This is a genomic window from Oscillospiraceae bacterium CM (genome assembly GCA_022870705.1).
Lineage (GTDB): Bacteria > Bacillota > Clostridia > Oscillospirales > Oscillospiraceae > Sporobacter.
The window spans coordinates 1,619,780-1,640,815 of the sequence record CP072107.1 but is presented as its reverse complement, the minus strand read 5'-3'; the positions used below and the strand labels follow the sequence as shown (position 1 = coordinate 1,640,815).

General features: G+C 47.2%; 8 protein-coding genes. 4 read left to right on the top strand and 4 right to left on the bottom strand.

Annotation, left to right across the window (positions count from 1 at the left end):
* Window positions 1-538: 538 nt before the first annotated feature.
* Both IZU99_08055 and IZU99_08050 read left to right on the top strand, forming a co-directional pair.
* Window positions 539-946 carry a hypothetical protein gene (locus tag IZU99_08055; protein ID UOO37206.1) on the top strand — a complete coding sequence of 136 codons (408 nt, stop codon included), beginning with the start codon at window positions 539-541 and terminating at the stop codon, window positions 944-946.
* 78 nt (window positions 947-1,024) lie between these two features.
* Window positions 1,025-1,927, top strand: a complete 903-nt coding sequence (locus IZU99_08050) for a hypothetical protein (protein ID UOO37205.1) — start codon at window positions 1,025-1,027, stop codon at window positions 1,925-1,927.
* Between the two features lie 99 nt (window positions 1,928-2,026).
* Here the strand turns inward: IZU99_08050 and IZU99_08045 are convergent, their stop codons facing one another.
* From IZU99_08045 to IZU99_08030, 4 genes are read right to left on the bottom strand one after another with little or no spacing between them, the layout of a single operon-like run.
* On the bottom strand, window positions 2,027-2,791 hold the full coding sequence (locus IZU99_08045; GenBank protein UOO37204.1) for an LPXTG cell wall anchor domain-containing protein: 765 nt from the start codon (window positions 2,789-2,791) through the stop codon (window positions 2,027-2,029).
* Window positions 2,788-3,702, bottom strand: coding sequence for an ABC transporter ATP-binding protein (locus tag IZU99_08040; GenBank protein UOO37203.1), 915 nt, complete (start codon window positions 3,700-3,702; stop codon window positions 2,788-2,790). Before IZU99_08040 ends, IZU99_08045 begins: the two co-directional genes overlap by 4 nt.
* Window positions 3,702-3,911, bottom strand: coding sequence for a PLDc N-terminal domain-containing protein (locus tag IZU99_08035; GenBank protein ID UOO37202.1), 210 nt, complete (start codon window positions 3,909-3,911; stop codon window positions 3,702-3,704). The genes IZU99_08040 and IZU99_08035 overlap by 1 nt, the downstream gene beginning before the upstream one ends.
* A 23-nt stretch (window positions 3,912-3,934) precedes the next feature.
* A complete protein-coding gene (locus IZU99_08030) occupies window positions 3,935-5,044 on the bottom strand; it encodes a helix-turn-helix transcriptional regulator (protein UOO37201.1) in 1,110 nt (369 codons plus the stop codon).
* Between the two features lie 459 nt (window positions 5,045-5,503).
* On the opposite strand from IZU99_08030, the gene IZU99_08025 reads away from it, so the two are divergent.
* Together IZU99_08025 and IZU99_08020 are read left to right on the top strand one after the other, a co-directional pair.
* Window positions 5,504-9,976, top strand: a complete 4,473-nt coding sequence (locus IZU99_08025; GenBank protein UOO37200.1) for a fibronectin type III domain-containing protein — start codon at window positions 5,504-5,506, stop codon at window positions 9,974-9,976.
* Between the two features lie 534 nt (window positions 9,977-10,510).
* Window positions 10,511-21,031 carry a S8 family serine peptidase gene (locus IZU99_08020; GenBank protein ID UOO37199.1) on the top strand — a complete coding sequence of 3,507 codons (10,521 nt, stop codon included), beginning with the start codon at window positions 10,511-10,513 and terminating at the stop codon, window positions 21,029-21,031.
* The last annotated feature ends 5 nt before the right edge of the window (window positions 21,032-21,036 follow it).

Genomic DNA, 21,036 nt, shown 5'->3' with positions numbered 1-21,036 from the left:
CACCGAGCCAACCATATAACAAAGAGGCAGGCGTTTTTCAGCCTGCCTCTTCTTTTTTCAACACAAAATTCTAAATTTCCCAAAAACAGTGATAATACTATCTTCCAAACTGGAATATTAAGGTGTATTATGTAAAAAGAGATGAGTTTTTGCTACTGGTAATAGCAATTAGGCGCAATGCGGAAAATTGGAGGTTATGTCTTTGAGTGTCCAGCCAGTGCAATCTGAAAAAGGATAATTATTTTACTAAGGAGGTCTTTGCTTGATCCGATATTTGAAACTAATTCTAGTTCACGCTGTCAGATGATTACGAAGACTCCGTACCATATTCAGCTTACCTACTTGGTAAAGTTGGTGACATGTCCGACTTACCACACCTGCAACGGCTTTATCTTTCAATCCAAAAATCAATGACCGATAGGTCAATCTGTCTAAGCAGTATTTTTTTGCCCAAAAGAAACATATTGGACGCTATAGAATGGATTAATTACCGCAGCAGATAATGTGCTTCCCATTAAGCAACCAAGGAGGATGCGTTATGGCTCCTAAAAAGCTTATAATCGGTTCGATGATTGCTGCCGTTATCATAATCATAGCGATAGCTGTGGTCGGCATCATATTGACTTTTCGTAATGGACGACCGGGTGTTTCTGACGCGCAGGACCGATCAGGCGGTTTAGTTTCCGATCAGTATACATATGAAGATCTTTATACGGACGGTGTAAACAATTCATACAAAATTTCTTATCACGTCCCAAAAATTAACTTGGATACCGCAGATGCCAAGAACACAAACTCGGAAATATATACTAATTGTATGGAAGAAATAAATAAAGAGTTGATAACTATGAAGGACGGCTGCAGCCCTGTTTTGCTTGACGTAAGTTACTCAACTTATGTACAGGGAGACGTTGTATCAATCATAATTAAACAATGTCTTGACTGAGACGACTTTATCGCTTATCAGGTCTATAATGTTGACCAGAACACCGGAAAGCAGATTAGCAATAGCGAACTATTAAGCTTGGTAAACATAGACCAAGAAACTTTCATTGATGCTGCCAGAGCGTGTATATGTGATAGATTTAAGGGGGAAGTTCAGAATTACAAAAATCACGTCGAAGAAGTGCTGTCTCTATATAATTCAACGGTTTATTCTGACGCTATTACGATAGATATGCCAATGTTTTTTGATAACAACGGGAATATTAATATTATCGCGACTATTTACGGTATCGCAGGTGATGGTTATGAATGCATAATCAATACGTCGCTGAGCCAGACCACGCCAATAACAAGCAAAGATTTCGCTCTCGACCCGTTGTATCCACAAGTCATCGAAGTATTAGCTAATGGCAGCAATGCGTCCATAACCCTTTACGACTGGTCTGATGGAAAATGGACAAAAGAATATTCGTGCTTAGGGTATATCGGCAAAAATGGTATTACGCCAAACAAATCTGATGGCGATGGCAAAACTCCCAAAGGAAAATTCGCGCTTGGTTTTGTTTTCGGCCTGACACAGCCCGAAACAAATTTACTTTTTAAGAGTGTTATTCCGGGTACTGTTTGGGTAGATGACATTAACTCGGAATACTATAATACATGGCAGCTCAACAATGCTCCCTTTAAGGATTGGAATAGCAGCGAGGATCTGTATTCAGACTGTGAATCATTAATATATGCGGCCATTACATTTGATTTTAACGGTGATGGTCTGGGTACGAATGGATCAATAAATAGCGCAACGTCTGGCGATGGTGCAGCACTATGGTTCAACGGACGATATACTTTAAGAAACGGTACACCCGGTGATATTGACATTAACAAAGCTGATATTATTGCTATATTGAAGTTACTTGACATTAATAAAACGCCAATTATCGATATCAAGGAAGCGACATCGGGGAGCGATTATAAAGGTTAGATAACCGGCGACAACATAGCTGCCGCATAGGTGCCAAAGAGGCAGGCCGACAAGGCCTGCCTCTTTCTGATGTTATATTCGGCTTTTGCCACAACATGCTCATAGCTGCTTTTTTTTGAAAATAACGATGGCCAGCGCGACGAGCGCCACAATTAAACCAGCCGTGAGATAAGCCGTCACCGCCATTTCCCCGGTTGAGAGAGAGCCGTTTAACAGCGCGGTGCTCGAGGCCGCAAGTGTAGCGGGGTTCCATTTTGAGACAATCGGGAAGGTGTTCAGGATGAGCATCACGATGATAATCGCGCCCGTTACCAAAAGCCCGCCGTAATTGCCCGGTGCTGCCGTGCTGGCAAAAAGCAGCAGCGCAAGAAGGAAGGCCCCGAAAAGCCAGAGGCTGAAAAAAGCCGGCAGAAGGTTCGGCACGACGTCTGCGCCGAAGAGATAAATGGTATAACCCCAGGCGGTAAACGCGGCCAGGGCGTATCCGGCAGTCCAGACGATGAGTGAAGTGATAAACTTCGCTGCAATGACGGCGCTGCGGGATAACCCCTTGGCAAGCAGAACAATCAGCGTCCCCTTCGTCACATCCTGCGACAGCAGGCCGCCGTATAAAAGCAGGAGAACCAAAAGCCCCATCTGGCCGACGTTTTTGAAAAACTGGGCATACGCGTCAAACGCGGTCGGCGTCGGAATAATGATTGTAATGCCCTGAACCTGCATCCCGGTAAAAATGTCCGGCAGGATTTTTGCCGTGAGCGGGCTCATCATGCCGAAAAGGAAGAGAACGGCCATCAGGATAAGGGCCTTAAAGCTGCGCAGCTGCTCTGTCAATTCCTTCTTTGAAAAAGCGATCAAGCCGTTCATTGGATCACCTCCAGAAAGACGTCTTCAAGCGACGGCTCGCGGACTTCAAATTTGACAATGGCGAGATTCGCGCTGACCAGAGCGGAGAGGATGGCGCGCGCGTCGCCGCCGCTTTGCAGCTGTGCGATGACGCCGTTTTCCGCGGCGGCGGCACTTTTAACGTCCGGCAGTAACGCCAGTTTTTCGGCGAGCTGCCCGGCGCTTTCTTTTTTTGCCGGTTCAATGAACACGCAATCGCTTCGGTATGTGTTTTTGACCTCGGAAAGCCTGCCGCTTAAAACAAGCCGGCCGCCGTCCAAAATCCCAATGTCGTCACAAACGCGCTCTACGTCGGCAAGAATGTGTGTTGAAAAGATGATCGCTGTTTCGCTTCGGACGCCTTGAAGGATGTCGAGCAGTTCCTTGCGCCCGACCGGGTCGAGCGCCGACGTCGGCTCGTCGCAAATCAGAAGCTTCGGCGCGCCGAGCAATGCCTGCGCGATGCCCAGCCGCTGCTTCATCCCGCGTGAAAACCCGCCGATTTTTCTGTTCACGGTGCCGAGGCCGACGCATTCCAATAATTCTCCGGCACGCCGCTTAATGTCCGACGGCGTCATGCCGGAAATTTCACCGCAAAGCGTTAAATATTCCATCGGCCTCATAAAGCCGTAAAATTCCGGCACGTCCGGCAGATACCCGATATGCCTGTTCGTTTTTGATTGGCCGTAAACAACTTTTTCGCCGCAGACGGTGATCTCGCCGGCCGTCGCTTTTAAGAAGCCGAGCACCATTTTCATTGTTGTCGTCTTACCGGCGCCGTTTTTACCAATCAGGCCGTAGACGGCGTGTTCCCGGACAGTCAGGTTCAGGTCTCGAATGACGTCGAGACTGCCAAAGCTTTTTGACACGTGCCGGAGGGATAGGATATCCATCACTCGTCACCCCGCGCGATGGCAAAGTAAAGGATGGGGCCAATGATATTGAAGACCACCGCGACAATAATCCAGATAACTCTGTTCCCGACGCGATATGTCTTGTGGCGAAAGATCGAGATGAGTGCGGCAATCAGAAGCCCAAGTTCGACGGCGGCAATCGGAATGAGAAAGGGGATATACGGCGTGAGTGCTGACAAGTTAGACATTTTGACAGATCCTTTCTAAGTGATTATTCTAAACGGCCGAGCCGCTCGGCAAGTGCACGGAAACGGTCGAGCGTCTTTAGGCCGTCAAAGGCCGGGTTGCAGATAACGGCGTCTTTTAAGTCCTTTTTAATCAGCGTTTCGCTGCGCGGAGCCATGTTGCCGAGACGAAGTGTATCGAAATACGGCTCAATTCGGTCAAAGAACGCGCTGCCCCGCAGTTTCAGCGGATAAATAGTCTCGTCGGTGACGATGCCGACGTAATCTTCAAGGATGTCGAGGGCCTTTTCTACAGCGCCGAGGGCGGCAAATAGGGCAGCCGCTGTCAGATACAGCGCAAAATAATGATGAGGCTGGGTCTTTCGAAGCTCAAATGCGTCGCCGATTAGCGCGGCGATTAAAAGACACGCGTCCAGCTTATTTGGCGTATCGGCATACAGCAGCATCAGATCCGGCATCGCGGCGATAACGGTGACGCCGCTTGTGTAGATAAAGCGCTGGAGCAGCTCCTTGGCACGGTCGGTATCACCTTTGAGCATATACGCTTTCGCCAGCAGCGGGTCAATCGGCAGCGCGTGTGTGTCTGCGTCGCCGAGGAGATCGATAGCCTCGGCGGCGCGGCCTGTGGCCAGATAGCAGTAGGCGCGAAGGGACAACGCCTCTTTGGCGAGCGTTGCCTCGCCGCTCTCCGTCTCGACGCGCTCGAGCAGCGCGGCGGCTTCATGCAGCACGGCTTCCGCCGCGTCGGAGCTGCCTCCAAGCATGGCGTGGTTTGTATAGAGAAGTGAAACCGCGTATAGAAGATTCCAGCAGGCGTGATATTTTTTAACATAATCACGGCATTCAGCCATAACCGTCTCAAACGGTTCAGTCGCAAAACGGGCGGAGAGTTTTTTGTACAGCGCTTTGATCTCCTGCTTAGACAGCTGCGCTTCATAGCCGAGCAGCGCGTCGACACTTGTGTTGAAAAAGGCGGCCAAAACAGGCAGCAGCACGATATCGGGATAGCTCTGGCCGGACTCCCATTTGGAAACGGCCGGCTTTGAGACACCGAGATAAGAGGCAAGCTCCTCCTGTGTCAAGCCGCGCTCTTTCCGTTTTGCCGCGATGAATGCGCCGATTTTAATATGTCCCATATCATCACCTCATGGCCACATTATATTTTCCAAAGCGGAAATTAGCAAGGGAGGTGTCGTAAACTTTTGTTAATTTTGTTAACCATAGGTTAACAAGCGATGAAAACAAGCAAAAAAAGCGTACGCATGTCATAACATGCGTACGCAGCTTGTTGAAGAACCCGGTTACACACTGATGTATGCCGGATTTTCTAAAATTACAAAATATAGAAAAAATAACAATTGACGGGAAATAGAATATGATGTAAAATAATGGTACAAATGTAAAATAGCCATCGAATCATTCCGTACTTGGCAGGTCAGATGATTCGATGGCTGCCCCAAGTATTCGTGATTGTTAATTAAGAATACTTAGCTTTGCTATTCACATAATTACCACAAAAAAACTAATAGATCAACATCTGAACGGAAAAATTCAGAAATTATTCAAAATTTTGATGCTGTTTTGGAGGAACCGATATGAAATTACTATCAAAGTTGTTGGCATTTATTATGACGGTATGCTTGGTTGTACAATTATTATCCGTTAATTTGCTTACAAAAGCACTAAATGTCACGGCCACCCAAGTATCAGCGGGAGCAAATTTCACAGCGATCCTCGCTTCGGACGGTACAGTTTGGACATGGGGCCAAAATGAGCATGGAGAGTGCGGAAACGGCACGGTTTCTGCAACGTCACAAATAACGCAAGTTACAGGTCTGACTGATATTGCAATGATATCAGCCGGTTACTATTTTTGTTTGGCGTTGAAGTCGGATGGAACGGTCTGGGCTTGGGGGCAAAACAGCAATGGTGAATTGGGTATTGGAACAACGAGCAATTACAGTGATGTACCCGTTCAAATCAGCGCGCTAACGGGAATAACACAAATTGCAGGTGGCGAATGTTTTGGAATGGCCTTAAAGGCAGATGGAACAGTAAAGACATGGGGAAAAAATCAGTTCGGGCAGCTTGGCAACGGATCGACGACTGATTCTTCCTCTCCGGTACAAGTAAGCGGCCTGAATGGTGTTAGCTATATTTCGGCCGGAGCAAATGCGGGTTATGCGGTTAAAGCGTCACAATCCGGGATTGTATATTCGTGGGGCAATAACGCTTACGGTCAGCTTGGGGATGGGACGACGATTAATGCAAACACGCCGATTCAGGTAATCAATCTGTCTGGCGTGAGTAAGCTCGCCGGCGGCGGAAATCATGTGCTGGCGCTCTTGACTTCTGGCGCGTTAAAGGCATGGGGCGCCAATGATTGTGTACAGCTTGGCAATGCATCTTGGACAAACAGTAGCATACCGGTTGATGTTGCTAATTTGAACGATCCTAATTCGGCCGTATTGATTTCAGCAGGCGCGAACGATAGTTTTGCAATTGATTCCGATGGTAATGGTCTATGTTGGGGTTGCAACGATTATGGTGCGCTAGGTGACGGGACAACGGACTGGCATATGGTCGATAATCCTATTGCTAATTTGACAAATTTGACACAAATTTCTGCAGGGTATCAACATACCGTTGCGCTGAAAAGTGACGGTACCATATGGTCATGGGGGAACAACAATTTTGGGCAACTGGGTGGTTTTTCTGAAAACTATTCGGTGATACCAGTCCAAAGCATGGATAGTGAGGAGGACACGACGCCGCCGACGGCACCGACAGGTCTTACATTTACCTCTGTTACGGATACGTCTGTTTCTCTTGCATGGACGGCGGCATCGGACGATGTGGCCGTCACGGGTTATGATATCTACCGCGACGGCACAATGGTTGGTACGACTGCCAACACGACATATACGGATACGGGCCTGACGGCGGAAACGTCGTATTCGTATGATGTCAAAGCGAAGGATGCCGCCAACAACGAATCAACCGCCAGCAATACGCTGAATGTTGAGACGACGGCTGCATCGGAAGCCAAAGTCATTCAGATTGCAGCAGGTAATGGATTCACAGTCGTCTTAAAAGATGATGGCACAGTGTGGGTGTGGGGAAGAAACGATTTTGACCAGTGCTCAACGGGGACAGCGTCCGACGATGAGGAACTGACGTTAGTGCCGGGGCTGACGAATGTGACGGAGATATCGGCGGGTCTTGCTTTCTGCATGGCGCTGAAAGCGGACGGTACCGTGTGGACGTGGGGACGCAACTGGAACAGCGAGCTGGGCGACGGGGATAACTATCAGTATAGCACAGGAGTTGTCCAGGTTTCAGGGTTGACAAATGTGACGGATATCGCGGCGGGTGCTTATCATGGTTTGGTATTGAAAGTAGACGGAACGGTTTACGCCTGGGGATATAACGCAGATGGGCAGCTTGGTAATGGAACGACAAATGAGTCGGATGTCCCTGTTCAAGTGAATAATCTCACGGGTGTCAATTCTATTGCTGCCGGTGCGTTCTCGAGCTATGCCGTGAAGTCCGACGGAACGGCCTGGTCGTGGGGCAATAATGAAAGCGGTCAGCTGGGCAATGGTACGACGAACAATACGACGGCGCCTGTGCAGGTCAGCAATTTGACAGGAGTTAAATTTATTTCGGCAGGGTTTGACCATGCACTGGCCCTGCTGACAAATGACGCTGTCAAAGCATGGGGCAGCAATGACTGCGTGCAGCTTGGTAATGCGTCTTGGACAAGTAGCAGTACGCCCGTTGATGTGGTTAACATGGATGACCCAGACTCGGCGATTGATATTTCCGCCGGTGCTTACCACAGCCTAGCAATTCTAGCTGACGGGACGGCCGTCGGCTGGGGGAACAATGATGACGGCGTGCTTGGCGACGGCAGCGAAGCTTGGCATATGGTCCCAAATGACGTTTTAAACCTGACGGGGCTGATTCAGATTTCCGGTGGATATACGCACAGTGTGGCACTCACAAGTGCCGGCACGGTATGGTCGTGGGGCAAAAACGATTATGGCCAGTTGGGTGGATATATAGGAGATGCTTCTTTGGAACCAGTACAGAGTATTACATGTGAAGATGATATAACCGCGCCGACTGCACCGACAGGACTGACATGCTCATCAAGGACAGGCACAACAGCGACGTTAACATGGTCGTCGTCAACGGATAATGTCGGTGTTACGGGGTATGATGTTTTTCGTGATGGAACAAAGATTGGCGACTCAACGACAACGTCATATACTGAGACTGGCCTGACAGCAAATACAGCCTATACATATTATGTGAAGGCGAAGGACGCAGCAGAAAATATTTCTGAAGCGAGCAATACGGTTGAAATAACGACACTTTCCAGTAATGCAATGGTTCAGCAGGTTTCGGCGGGTGGATACTTTACAGCAATTCTGAAATCAGATGGTACAGTATGGGCCTGGGGACAAAACGATTTTAACCAGTGTTGTACAGGGACTGTATCGGATTCGGAAACCCTAACCCAGATACCGGGATTAGACAATGTCATACAAATATCCGCAGGTTTTGACTTTTGCATGGCTTTAAAGACGGATGGTACAGTTTGGGCATGGGGTCGCAATTGGAATAGTGAGCTTGGGGATGGAGATAATTATCAGTTCAGTACGGCGGCCGTTCAAGTTGTCGGTCTGACAAACATTAAGGAAATTTCCGCAGGGACCTACCATGGTATGGCGTTAAAGACGGACGGCACTGTGTGGTCTTGGGGATACAACGAATATGGACAACTCGGTAACGGAACCACGGATGAATCTGATACAGCGGCTCAGATCAGCGGACTTTCAGGGGTAAAATACATTGCCTGTGGAAGTTACTCAAGCTATTCAGTCAAAACGGATGGGACAGTTTGGGCATGGGGCAAAAATGACAAAGGACAACTTGGAGACGGAACCACGGTAAATAAGACGGTACCGGTTCAGGTGGGCGGTCTTAGCGGTGTTGATAAAGTAGCTGCCGGGGCGGAGCATGCGCTGGCACTATTGACAACCGGTATCGTAATGGCCTGGGGTGCAAATGAAGAATTTCAGTTGGGAAATGGCACATCGACGAATAGCAGCACACCTGTCAATGTGACAAGCTTAAGTTCCGAGGGATCAGCTGTAGAAATTGCAACGGGAGATTATCAAAGCTTTGCCATTAAGGCCGACAGAACGGTGGCCGGTTGGGGCTATAACGACTGTGGGTTGCTTGGTGATGGAACGGAAATCTCACGTTCAACGCCAGTGGCTGTATCGAATTTGTCAAGCGTTACACAGATAGACGGGGCGTCCTACCATAGTGTTGCGCTGCTTGAAGACGGGACGGTCTGGTCCTGGGGGCGTAATAATTGTGCGCAGTTAGGCGGATCAAGTTTGGAGTATTCCACAACGGCTGTGTTAAGCAAGACAAGCAATGGAGCCTTAAGTTTCGAGTTTAGCAGTTACTCGATAACAAAACCAGAAGCCGATACAAGCTCAATTACCGTTAGTGCATCTGGTACGGATGCTGAAGGCAATCAAATCGCTCCAGAGGAGATCGTATATAGTCTACAGGATACATATTTGGGTGTCCAAGTTAATGACTCGACAGGGGTTGTTACAGTTTCGGCTGAAGCTGAATTAGGGACTGTTACACTTGTTGCGACGTTTGAGAATATTACTTGTACGGCGACTCTCAGCATTCACGATGCTGCTTCAACGACGATTACGCTCTCGGCAGCACAAAATAATTCATATAACGTTGCAGTTACAGGAAGCAGCATTTCTTCATATAGTGGCGTGACCTATACAGTCACTTATGATGCTGCAGTGCTTCAAATTAGCGATTTATGTGCGTTGACATATGCAAAAGAAACAACGACTGGTGATATTGCGGGTACTGGCATTACAATTACAAGTTTTACACCAGGAACAATTCAGTTTACCGTTGACAAAACGATACCCAGTGGTACGCAATGGTCAGGAATCATCGATGTGTTTCAATTTGTTGCGCTTCAAACACAAGAGACAACAGTACATATTGAGTAATCGATTTAGTATGTCGTCTAATATATTTTGATAGGAGTGAATGAAATGTCAACGTTTTTTAAATGTTTAAATAAGACACTGATTATACTTCTCGCTGTAGTTACTCTATCAGGTGCTGTTTCCTTGCCGGCAATCGCACAAGGAATTATCGAGCAGGCAACATATAAAAGTATATTGAATTCGGATTTACAAACTGATCATTCAACAATTCAACCCTTGTCGAATAAGCCGGATTCAGCTCAACAAAATGGAAATAATGGCAAAAAAACAGATGATCAGAAAAAGGCGGATTATTTAAAGAATCTTGAAAATGATACAAAAAACTTTCAAAGCTATCGGTATATTGTAAAATACAGCGATGAGCAAAGTGTACCGCAGTTTACAGATGGTGGAAAGAAAAACAACAACGGTAAGAATGTTGACGCTAATAAGGTTGCGTCAGCCGGGATAGAATCTTCGAAAAAAGTATTTGGGGATAAGAATAATAAAATTGCGATTATTGCTTTAAAAAAAGCCATGAATTCAGCGGAATTTATGAATGCCATGAAATCAGCTGGCATAGATGGAAATATTGCTTATGTCCAGCCAGACTATGCAATGACAACATCGGCAACATCATCTGACCCGCTTTTTTCGGAACAGTGGGGGCTCAATGCAGTAGACACAAATTCGGATCATGTTACAGTTGGTGCCGGCGTTACCGATGCATGGTCAAATAGTCTAGGTGATGGTGTTTTAGTTGCGGTTATCGATTCGGGAATCGATTTGTCGCATACTGACTTAGCTGGTAGTATGTATATAAACAATTATGAAATAGCAAATAATGGAATTGATGACGATGAGAATGGTTATGTTGATGATTACTGCGGCTGGGATTTTTTCAATGATGATAGTAACGTCAATGACCAATCGACCTATTATGACGAATGGCATGGAACGCATATCGCAGGGATAATTGCAGCGCAGAAAGATAATAGTGTTGGCGTTGCCGGTGTTGCACCGAACGCAAAAATCATGCCAATTAAGGTGTTTCAGGATGGTGTCGCCTATACAAGTGATATTATTAACGCCATAGCATATGCGGACAAAATGGGCGCTAAAATCATTAACTGTAGCTGGGGCAGCCGGTTTAACAATCCGGCTTTGGAGGAAGCGATCGCAAGCAGCAGTGCACTCTTTGTCTGTGCGACAGGAAATAACCTTTACAATACAGATAACTATCCGGTATATCCCGCTGCATATTCATCGGCACATGAAAACGTCATTTCTGTTGCTGCAATTGATCAGTCCGGTAAGTTATGCAGATTTTCAAATTATGGCTCAACCACAGTCAATATTGCTGCGCCCGGTCAGAATATCTTGAGTACATGGATTAAAGGTCAATATCAGAGCCTGGATGGTACATCAATGTCTGCGGCTTTTGTAAGCGGAGCGGCTGCGTTGATCTTTTCAAAGGGCACTTTCAACACAGCTGCGGCTGTAAAAGAAAGAATAATATCTTCAGCAGATTCCGTTACGGGCTTGCAAGACAAGATAGCTGGTGGGAAAATTCTGAACTGTTCGTATGCTACCGGAAATATTTCTGCTGCAAATACAGCGCTGATCAATGTCCCAGATACGGAAACACTTCCGGCTATTGTCCCAAATACGGAGCCGTCTCAGGATGATTATCAGCAGTCAAATGCCGAAAACTATGTGGTTACAAAAGCTTCAATGAATACGGCGCGTCAAGGGCTTCAGGTCGTGACGCTCAACGATACGATTTACGCGATCGGTGGGCAAACGACGACGACTGGTGGATATACAAATAGTGTTGAATTGTATAATCCGAGTAACAATACTTGGATGACAGTGGCCAGTATGAACACTGCCCGCAGTTATTTTGGCGCCGTTGTGTATAATGGAAAAATTTATGTTATGGGCGGCATTAACGCAACCGGTTATCTGAACAGCATGGAGTATTACGACCCGGCAACTGATGTTTGGACGACAATGTCAATGACTTTGCCGGTTGCCATGTCATCATTTTCTGCAACACTTATAACTGGAACGAGTACTGTTTATGTAGTTGGCGGATATACTGGCTCGTATCGTTCATCAATTTATGAGATAAACCTTAGTACAGGCACGAAGACAACAAAAACGAGCCTGTCCGTGCCAATTTCCAATCATGTTGCCTTCTATTATAACGGTATTATATATGTTGAGGGCGGATTGACAACTGGTGGCGCATACACATATAACGAGTATAAATATACGATTTCAAACGGGACAACTTCCAGCGCGGTTTGGGCGCGCTCATCCCTTTCGAACGCCACCGGTATCATGACAAATGACCGATTCATTGCGATTGGAGGTAAAAACAGTACATCCAATTATTCGACAGATATTACACAGTCATCTTTACTTACAAATAACTCAACAACAAGGGGATATTACATCTCGGCTACACATCTACTGACTGCCCGAAGTGGTTTGGGGTCTGCAATTGTCAACGGTAAAGTGTATATTGTTGGCGGCTTGAATTCGACGGGAGTTCTCAATAGCGTTGAAATGTTGGATATGGGGTGGCAGCAGAAGGCGTCTTTACCGGCACCGTTATCAAACTATAAATCCGTTCAGCTTGATGGGAAATTGTATGTAATGGGCGGGTCAGCAAATATTGGAGGCTCAAATCAGAATTCCAACGCGATGTATATGTACGACCCGACGTCCGACAGTTGGACGACACTGAGCTGCACGATGCCGGTTTATGCGAAAGATTTTTCACTTACTGCCGGGTTCAGCAAAATTTATATGTTTGGCGGATTAACATCGTCAACTCAAAATGGAACGTTTACAACAAGCAATCAGATCTATGAATTTAACCCTGCAACTTGTACATGGTCTGCAAAAAATACGTTAAGCGTTGCGAGATCAAATCTCTCGTCAGTATTGCTTAATGGTCTTATCTATATTACAGGCGGATTAAACAGTGGTGGTAGCGCAACAAACACTGTTGAAGCATACAATCCGGCAACAAATAGTATTGTGACAAAAGGCAATCTGCCAAGTACATTTTCTAATCACTTCACGACTGTATTAGCTGGAACAATATATCTCTTCACGCCGACAACTTCAAATACTCTAAAGTATAACGCATCATCCGATTCTTGGTCGAGCGTTAACCCCGGCAGCAGCTATACCGGAAATTTGTTCGTGACGCTAAACAATTATCTGTATATTCTCGGAACGGCTAACGATACATCGATTTGCCCAACCTTCTATAAGTATCTCCCTGTAGATAACACGTGTACGTCACTTTCTACGTTTAATTATTATAGTAACCTACAGCAGTCTATTGAGCTGAATAACAAAGCGTATATTTTTACAGGAACTGATTCAACATACAGCACAGGGCTGGTGGAATATATACCGCCGGCAACCGCATGGACAGCAAAAACGGCCTTAAATACGCCGCGTTACAATTTTGGGGCGGCAGTCCTGGATGGTAGCATTTATGCTGCTGGTGGATATAACAACGCCAGCGCATTAAATACACTGGAACAATATAACGAAACGACAAATACGTGGACAGCAAAAGCAGGCATGACGTATCCGCGTTATGGTGTAGGCGTCGTGGCGGCGAACAGCAAGATTTATGCGATCGGCGGGACAAGCAGCGGAACGGTGCGTTCATATGTAGAAGCATATACTCCATCTTCAAATACGTGGGCCACAAAGACGGCAATTCCCGCGGCAACAACCGACATGGCGATTGCGACATACAATAATATTATCTATATTATCGGAGGAAAAAACTCCTCGGGTACTGTGTTGAACACGGTCCGCGCTTATGATACTAACACGAACGCTTGGTCAACAAAAGCAAATATCCCGACGGCGACCTTTGGGAGCGGCGCGGCAGTCATCGGCGGCAAAATTTATGTTGTCGGCGGCTTTACGAATTCCACAACGGCTACAAGCGTTTTGCAGGTTTATGATATTACTACAAATACTTGGGATACCACAAAAGCCAGCTTACCGGTGGCGGCGGGGTATGCCGGTGTCGTTGCGTCTTCTGACACGCTGTATGCCATTGGCGGCACAAACGGGATAAGCGATATCAATTATGCATTCCAGTTTAATCCGACATCAAATGCATGGCTTACATGGGAAGGCCCGAATAAAGTTCGAAATACTTTTGGTGCGGCGATGACAAGTTTAGGCATCTATGTCATCGGTGGTAAAAATAACAGCGGTTACTTTCCCGACGTTGAATTCGCAACTGTCCGCAGCTTGAGTATTGATTATCTTTTGCATTTGGGTGACGATACGGTCAACATGACGGGAAACTACGCCCGAACGTACACCGATTTGAGCTATACGGCGCCCGGTTTTAATGTTGAATTCAGCCGGACATATAACTCACAGGATTCAAGAACGAATAATATCATCAGCACGGGTTGGACATTCGGGTTCCAAGGGAACATAGATATCGTTGGCACCAACGCTATTGTCCGGCTGCCGAAAGGAAGCGGCAACACATTCCAAATCAATGGCGACGGCACATATACAGCCATGGATTCAAGAAGCACACTTGTTAAAAATGCGGATAATACGTATACGTTGACAACGAAAGACCAATACACATACGGTTTTAATAGTAGCGGTTATCTCACATCAATGAAGGACAGAAACGGCAATATAATAACCATCACCCTGAACGCGTCCAATAAGCCGACACAGATTACAGACCAGGTTGGCAGAGTGACGACAATCAGCTATACCAATAATAGAATAAGCTCAATAACGGATCCGGCAGGACGCATTGTGACGTATAACTATGACGCGAATAACCGGCTTTATCAGGTCATCGACCCGAACGGCAGTTCAACTTACTATTATTATGGGTCAAACGGATTTATTTCAACAGTTAAAGACAACACAAACAGCACGGTGCTTGAAAGTGTGACTTATCTCGCAGCTCAAGGGAGTAAGCCGGCCAGAGTCAGCGCGGTAACCGACAAGTATGGAAATACGACCAGCTATTCATATATCGAAAGCGATGGTCTTATTACGACCACCGATTCTAACGGTCGGACAACAAGCACATGGTATGACAGTTCAAATTATCCTATCTGCACGAAGGACGCAGAGGGCAAAGAATCGCGGACAGAATATAACCTTGTCGATGGTTTTAATAAATATGGCGAGGCGTACAAGACGATTGACCGAAATGGCAATGCGACCTATTACCTCCGCGACAGTAATGGCAATGTTACCAAGCAAATCAATCCAGACAGCTCGACAAAAGAATATACGTATGACAATAAGAATAATGTCCTGTCCGTCAAAGATGAAGTGGGCAATTACACCTTCTACGTCTATGACGCAAACGGTGTTAATCTGATTAAAACAGCGCAGCCGTTAAACGGAACGGACGTTTTCGGCGTTGCCCCGGACGCGAACTTTGCTATTTCGGTGAATACCTATTACACCGGAGCCGAAGCACTTAGCCTGTTCGGTAAAACAATTTACGGTCTGTTAAAGACGAAAGCAGACCCCGAAGGCGGCGTTACGACTTATACGTATGATACTTATGGGAATATTGCGACCATCCAAAACCCGACGTCAAAGACGACGACATACGCGTATAACAAGCTCGGATGGCTCAAATCCGTCACGACGCCGAAGGGCTATTTGACATCCTATTACTATGACAAAAACGGCAACCTGCTCAAGCAGGTTAATCCGGATTCCGGCGTTATCAGAAGCGTTTACGACTTCAGAAATAATTTGACGCAAAAAATTATGCCGACGCAATATTCGGCGTCGGCGGATACGGCAGTAACATTCAGCGGTGAAAACATTCAGAACAGCGCCTCAAACGCCTATACGCAAACGGCGCATGGGTATCGCAATGTCTATCTGTCAAACGGTCTTCTAAGTACAGCGACAGATCCGTGCAATAACCAGACATCTTACACCTATGACCAGTATGGGAACAAGCTGACGGAGACAAAGCCGAACGGCGCAATCTATGGGTATTCCTATACGGTTATGAACCTGACTGATACCGTGACCTTTAAGGAATCAGCACAATCGTCGGCTGTCACACTCCAGCATTACGATTATGCCATTCTCACAAACGGCAGTACGACGATGACGGTTACTCAATATTTCAGCGATACATCGACTGCCGTTACAAAAACGACTTATGATTATGCCGGGCGGCAGATCCGGCTCGATCAGGCCGATAACACACATAAAACAAATTCTTATAATGCAAATGGGTCACTGGCCAGCACAACAGACGCCAGAGGGAACACGACATATTTTGCATATGACGGACTTAACCGCCTCATTTATCAGTGGTCGCCCGTGGGATCAAATACCTATGCCTTTACGTCAACCACATACGATAAAGCAGGCCGCGTTATTATGACAGCCGCCGCAAAAGAACTGGTTCCAAACGGCACGGTGCCGACCTCGAACCTGATGACAGACAGCTTCACGTACTTTGCCGACGGAAAATTGCAGCAGCAGCTGAAGAGCAGCGGCGCCAAGACGACGTATACGTATGATAATGACGGAAATACTTTTACGAAAAACGTCTACTATGACGCTACGAATTACAGCCAGGAATCCTATACGTTTAATAACATCGAAAAGCTGGCCTCAAAAACCGTGACCGTGCAGAACAGGGATATGACCGGTTATGACAGTTCGACAAACAATCTGTCATTAACATCCTCCTATACGTATGATAAAGACGGCAACATTCTGACATCAACGGATGAAAATGGCGTTGTTACCACAAATACGTATGATCTGATGGACAGCCTCCTGACGACGAGCCAGCCGGGCGTTGACGAAAATAACGCCGCCGTGACGATCACGTCATCCAGAACATATGACTGGGCCGGCAAAGTTCTGACGGCGACGGACCCGAATAACAATACGACGACCTATACATACGACAAGCAGGAAAACGTGAGTAAAATCACCAATGCGTCAAATGGCGTTCAGTATTTTGTTTATGACAGGGCGGGGCATAAGTTAGCAGAAGTCAGCCCGAAGAATTATTCAAGCGGCGCGGAGCTGACCGACATGTCGCGTACGGAGTATGCCTATGATGATATGGGCCGCGTTCTCCTTGTCACGCAGATATATTATGACGACGAAACGAGCAGTTGGAAGCAGTTTGTCAGCAAAGCTTATACATACGATGAAAACGGCAACGTGACATACTCACAGGACGCGCTGGGTTACGCAAATGGTTACGGTACGACAACTGAATATGACGCAGCTAACAAGGTTATCAAGACAACCGACCCTGCCTGCCAAGCGGCCAATATTGACCATACGGCGCTGTATTCATACGACGCCCTTGGCCGTGTGCTGTCAAAAACGGATGCCAACAATCATGTAACATCGTATACGTATAATGACGACGGAAAAGTTCTCACATCGTCCCTCAACGGGGCGTTAACACAGACAAACACCTATGACCTGCAGGGCAATATACTGACAAGCACCGACGGCAATGGCAACGTGACCACATACGTCTATAATAATCTCAATCAGATTCGCAGTATGACGCTACCGGGAGACGGCACCATCGCAAGCCTGACGACAACCTATAAATACACTAAAACAGGGAAACCGGCCGAGCAGCTCACCAGCCTCGGAAAGCAGCAGGTCGTCACCTATGACAATCAGGGGCACGTCCTGACGACGACGGAAAAAAAGAGCGACGGCACCCAGATTATCACAACGTCGAACCGTTATGATAAGTCGGGCAACCTGCGGTATAAGGTTGACCCGCGTGGCAACACAACGCAGTATACCTACGATGCGCTCGGCCGAAACCTGACGCAAGCCGTCACAGTCACCGATGTCAACAACAATACAACAACGCAGACGACGACATTTACATACGACGCCAATGGCAATAAGCTCACCGAGCAGAATTGGCGCGGGAATACGGTTACCTATATGTATGACCCGCTCAACAGAGTGACGTTAAAAACAGACCCGTATGGCAAAACCATCGAAAAGCTGACATATAACAATAATGGGAGCCAGATTTCTTCAACCGACGCACTCAATCATACGACGCAGTATGTCTATGACCGCGATAACCGCCTGATTCAGACGATTGACCCGATGAATCACAGCACAACACTGGCTTATGACGGCGCGGGAAATGTCGTCCAAACACTTGACGGGAACAACAAATCGACATATTATACATATAATGGATTTAATCGTCTGATTCAGGTGAAGGACGCGCTGAATCAGATAACAAGTTATACGTATGACGCCAACGGCAACATGCTGACGCAGACAGACGCGAGCGGCAACGTGACGACGATGACGTATAACTGCCGCAATCTGCCCGTTCAGCGCATTGACGCCGGCGGCATCGGCGAGGGCGGCACAGTCGACGCGACGAAAGCCGACACCACCGCGTATAACGCCGACGGCACGGTATCGTCCGTGACCGACAAAAACGGCGTGACAACAACGATTGAATACGATATCCACGGTCGGACGCTTTCAACCGCAACCGACGGCGTCACCATCAGCTACACCTACGACAATAACGGCAATACGCTGACGATGACGGACGCGACTGGGACGACGACACGCGTGTATGACCAATTGGGCCGGACGATCAGCAAAACGGTGCCAGAAGCCGGGACAAGCACGTACCTCTATGACGTGACAAGCAGCATCCCGACGGGTTGCATCGGTGAAGTGACAACAGACGGGAAGGGTAACGTCAACACCAAGATTTTCGATAAAGCGGGGCGGCTGTCCCAAATCAAGGTCGGCAGCGCGACGACGACGTATGCCTATTTTGACAATGGTAACCGGCAGTCACTGACGTATCCGAACGGCCTGACAGCGGAATATACGTACTATGCCGATAACCGCTTGCACACGCTGGCGAACAAGAACAGCGGCGGCGCAATTATTAACGCGTACAACTACGCCTACGACGGCAATGGCAATTTGGTGACGAAGCTGGATAACAGCGGGACGACAGCGTATGTCTATGATGCCTTGAACAGGCTCCAGAGTGTCACGGTGCCGGGCGGCAAGGTGACAACGTACACGTTTGACGCAGCCGGTAACCGCGCGGCACAGCAGGTGACGGACAACGGCAGCGTGACAAATACGACGTATACCTATAACGCGCAGAACCAGCTGCTGAGCGCCGCGGATATCATCAATGGCAAGACGACGACAACAAGTTATTGCTATGATCATAACGGGAATACGGTTTCCAGCCGTGAGGAGACAACAGACGTCACAAGCGGCGAAGGCAGCGTGGGCCTCACCGTCACAGGGAGCGAAACATCGAAGTATACGCTCAACACATACGATGTGTTTAACCAGCTCGTGACGACAAAAGATCAAGATTCCACGTCTACGTTTACGTATAACGGGGACGGGCTGCGCGTTGGCAAAACAGTCACAAAGGACAATACGACAACGACGACGAAGTTTGTCTATGAGTATGACAAGGTCGTCCTGGAGCTGGACGGCAGCGGAAATCAGACGGCGTACAACGTGTACGGCGGGGACATGCTCATCAGCCGGACGGCGGGTACAACGACGCTGTATTACCTGTACAATGGGCACGGCGATGTTGTGAACATCGCGGATTCAACGGGCAGCATCGTCATGACGTACGACTACGACCCGTTCGGCGTTGTCACCACCGCCACCGGCAATATCGCCAACAGCTATCTCTACGCGGGGTATCAGTTTGACGATGAGACGGGCCTGTACTACCTCAACGCGCGGTATTATGACCCTGTGACAGCGCGGTTTATCTCGGCGGACACGTACACCGGGCAGGCAAGCGACCCGCTGAGCCTGAATCTGTACACGTATTGCTCGAACGAGCCAATGATGTATAGTGACCCGACGGGGCATACGCAAGCAGGTGATGAGAATCTTTCAGCAGCGCAACAACAGATAATATCGGCGGCGACCGAGGATTGGATCACAGCCAATTCATATTATCAGACGGCAGTCGCATCAGGAAATACATCAGCTGCGCAGTATTGGCAGACTCAAATGAATACAGCACATAATACGGCCGATGCAGCCAGAAGTGGAGCAAATGCATCCGTAGCGGATTTAACAGCAGCGTCAGGCGGGTCGACATCCTATGACGCTCAAACAAATACGGCAACAGTAAAAGTAAATGGTGTCACGCAAACGTTTCAAATAAAAACCGATTCTACTGGTTCTTATGCTGTTTGCAATGGACAAAGATATGCAATATTAGATAATCATATCGTTATCAATAACAATATGTATGACATTCTGTTTACACAAACAAATCAAGGTATTTTTACCACAACATCTCAATCTGTAAATACTAATGTGACCGCAGCAACAGTATCGGCGACCGTAACAACCACGAATATCCAGTACTGGGGTTTAGGTGTGAAAACTACAGTGAGTACAAGTGGTACCACTGTGGCAAATTCATTTTATAAATCAACGAATGATGTTAATGGTGATACAACTGGCGGCACAAAACCAGACGTATCATCCTATGTCTCGCCGCTAAGCGGAACTGTGCCGAAAAACGAAGCTAGTGTTTATGAACATGGTGGACTAGACATTCATGCTCCTATAGGCACTCCAATTTATGCTTTCGCAGATGGTACAATTGATTATTCAGAACCTGGCCATACGACTTGCACACCTGATAGGGGAGGAGAATATAAAAATGACACACCTAATTCCTTTACTATGATATTAGACACGCCTATCACAATTGACGGAGTAGAATACACAACTGTATATTTTACACATATGTCTGGACTTGCCCAAATCGTACCAGACAAACATGATGGAGTTATAAAAATTAAGAAAGGTGACCTAATAGGGTATGTAGGATTGGGCAGAGGAGTTGCGCATTTACACATTTCTTTCTACACAGTGAGGAATGGAAGTAAAATGACTACGTACAATACCATGCTGGTGTTTGGCCTTCAGCCCGAAAACGTATCTGGTTCATATACGCTTGAAGCATTGAAATAATATGA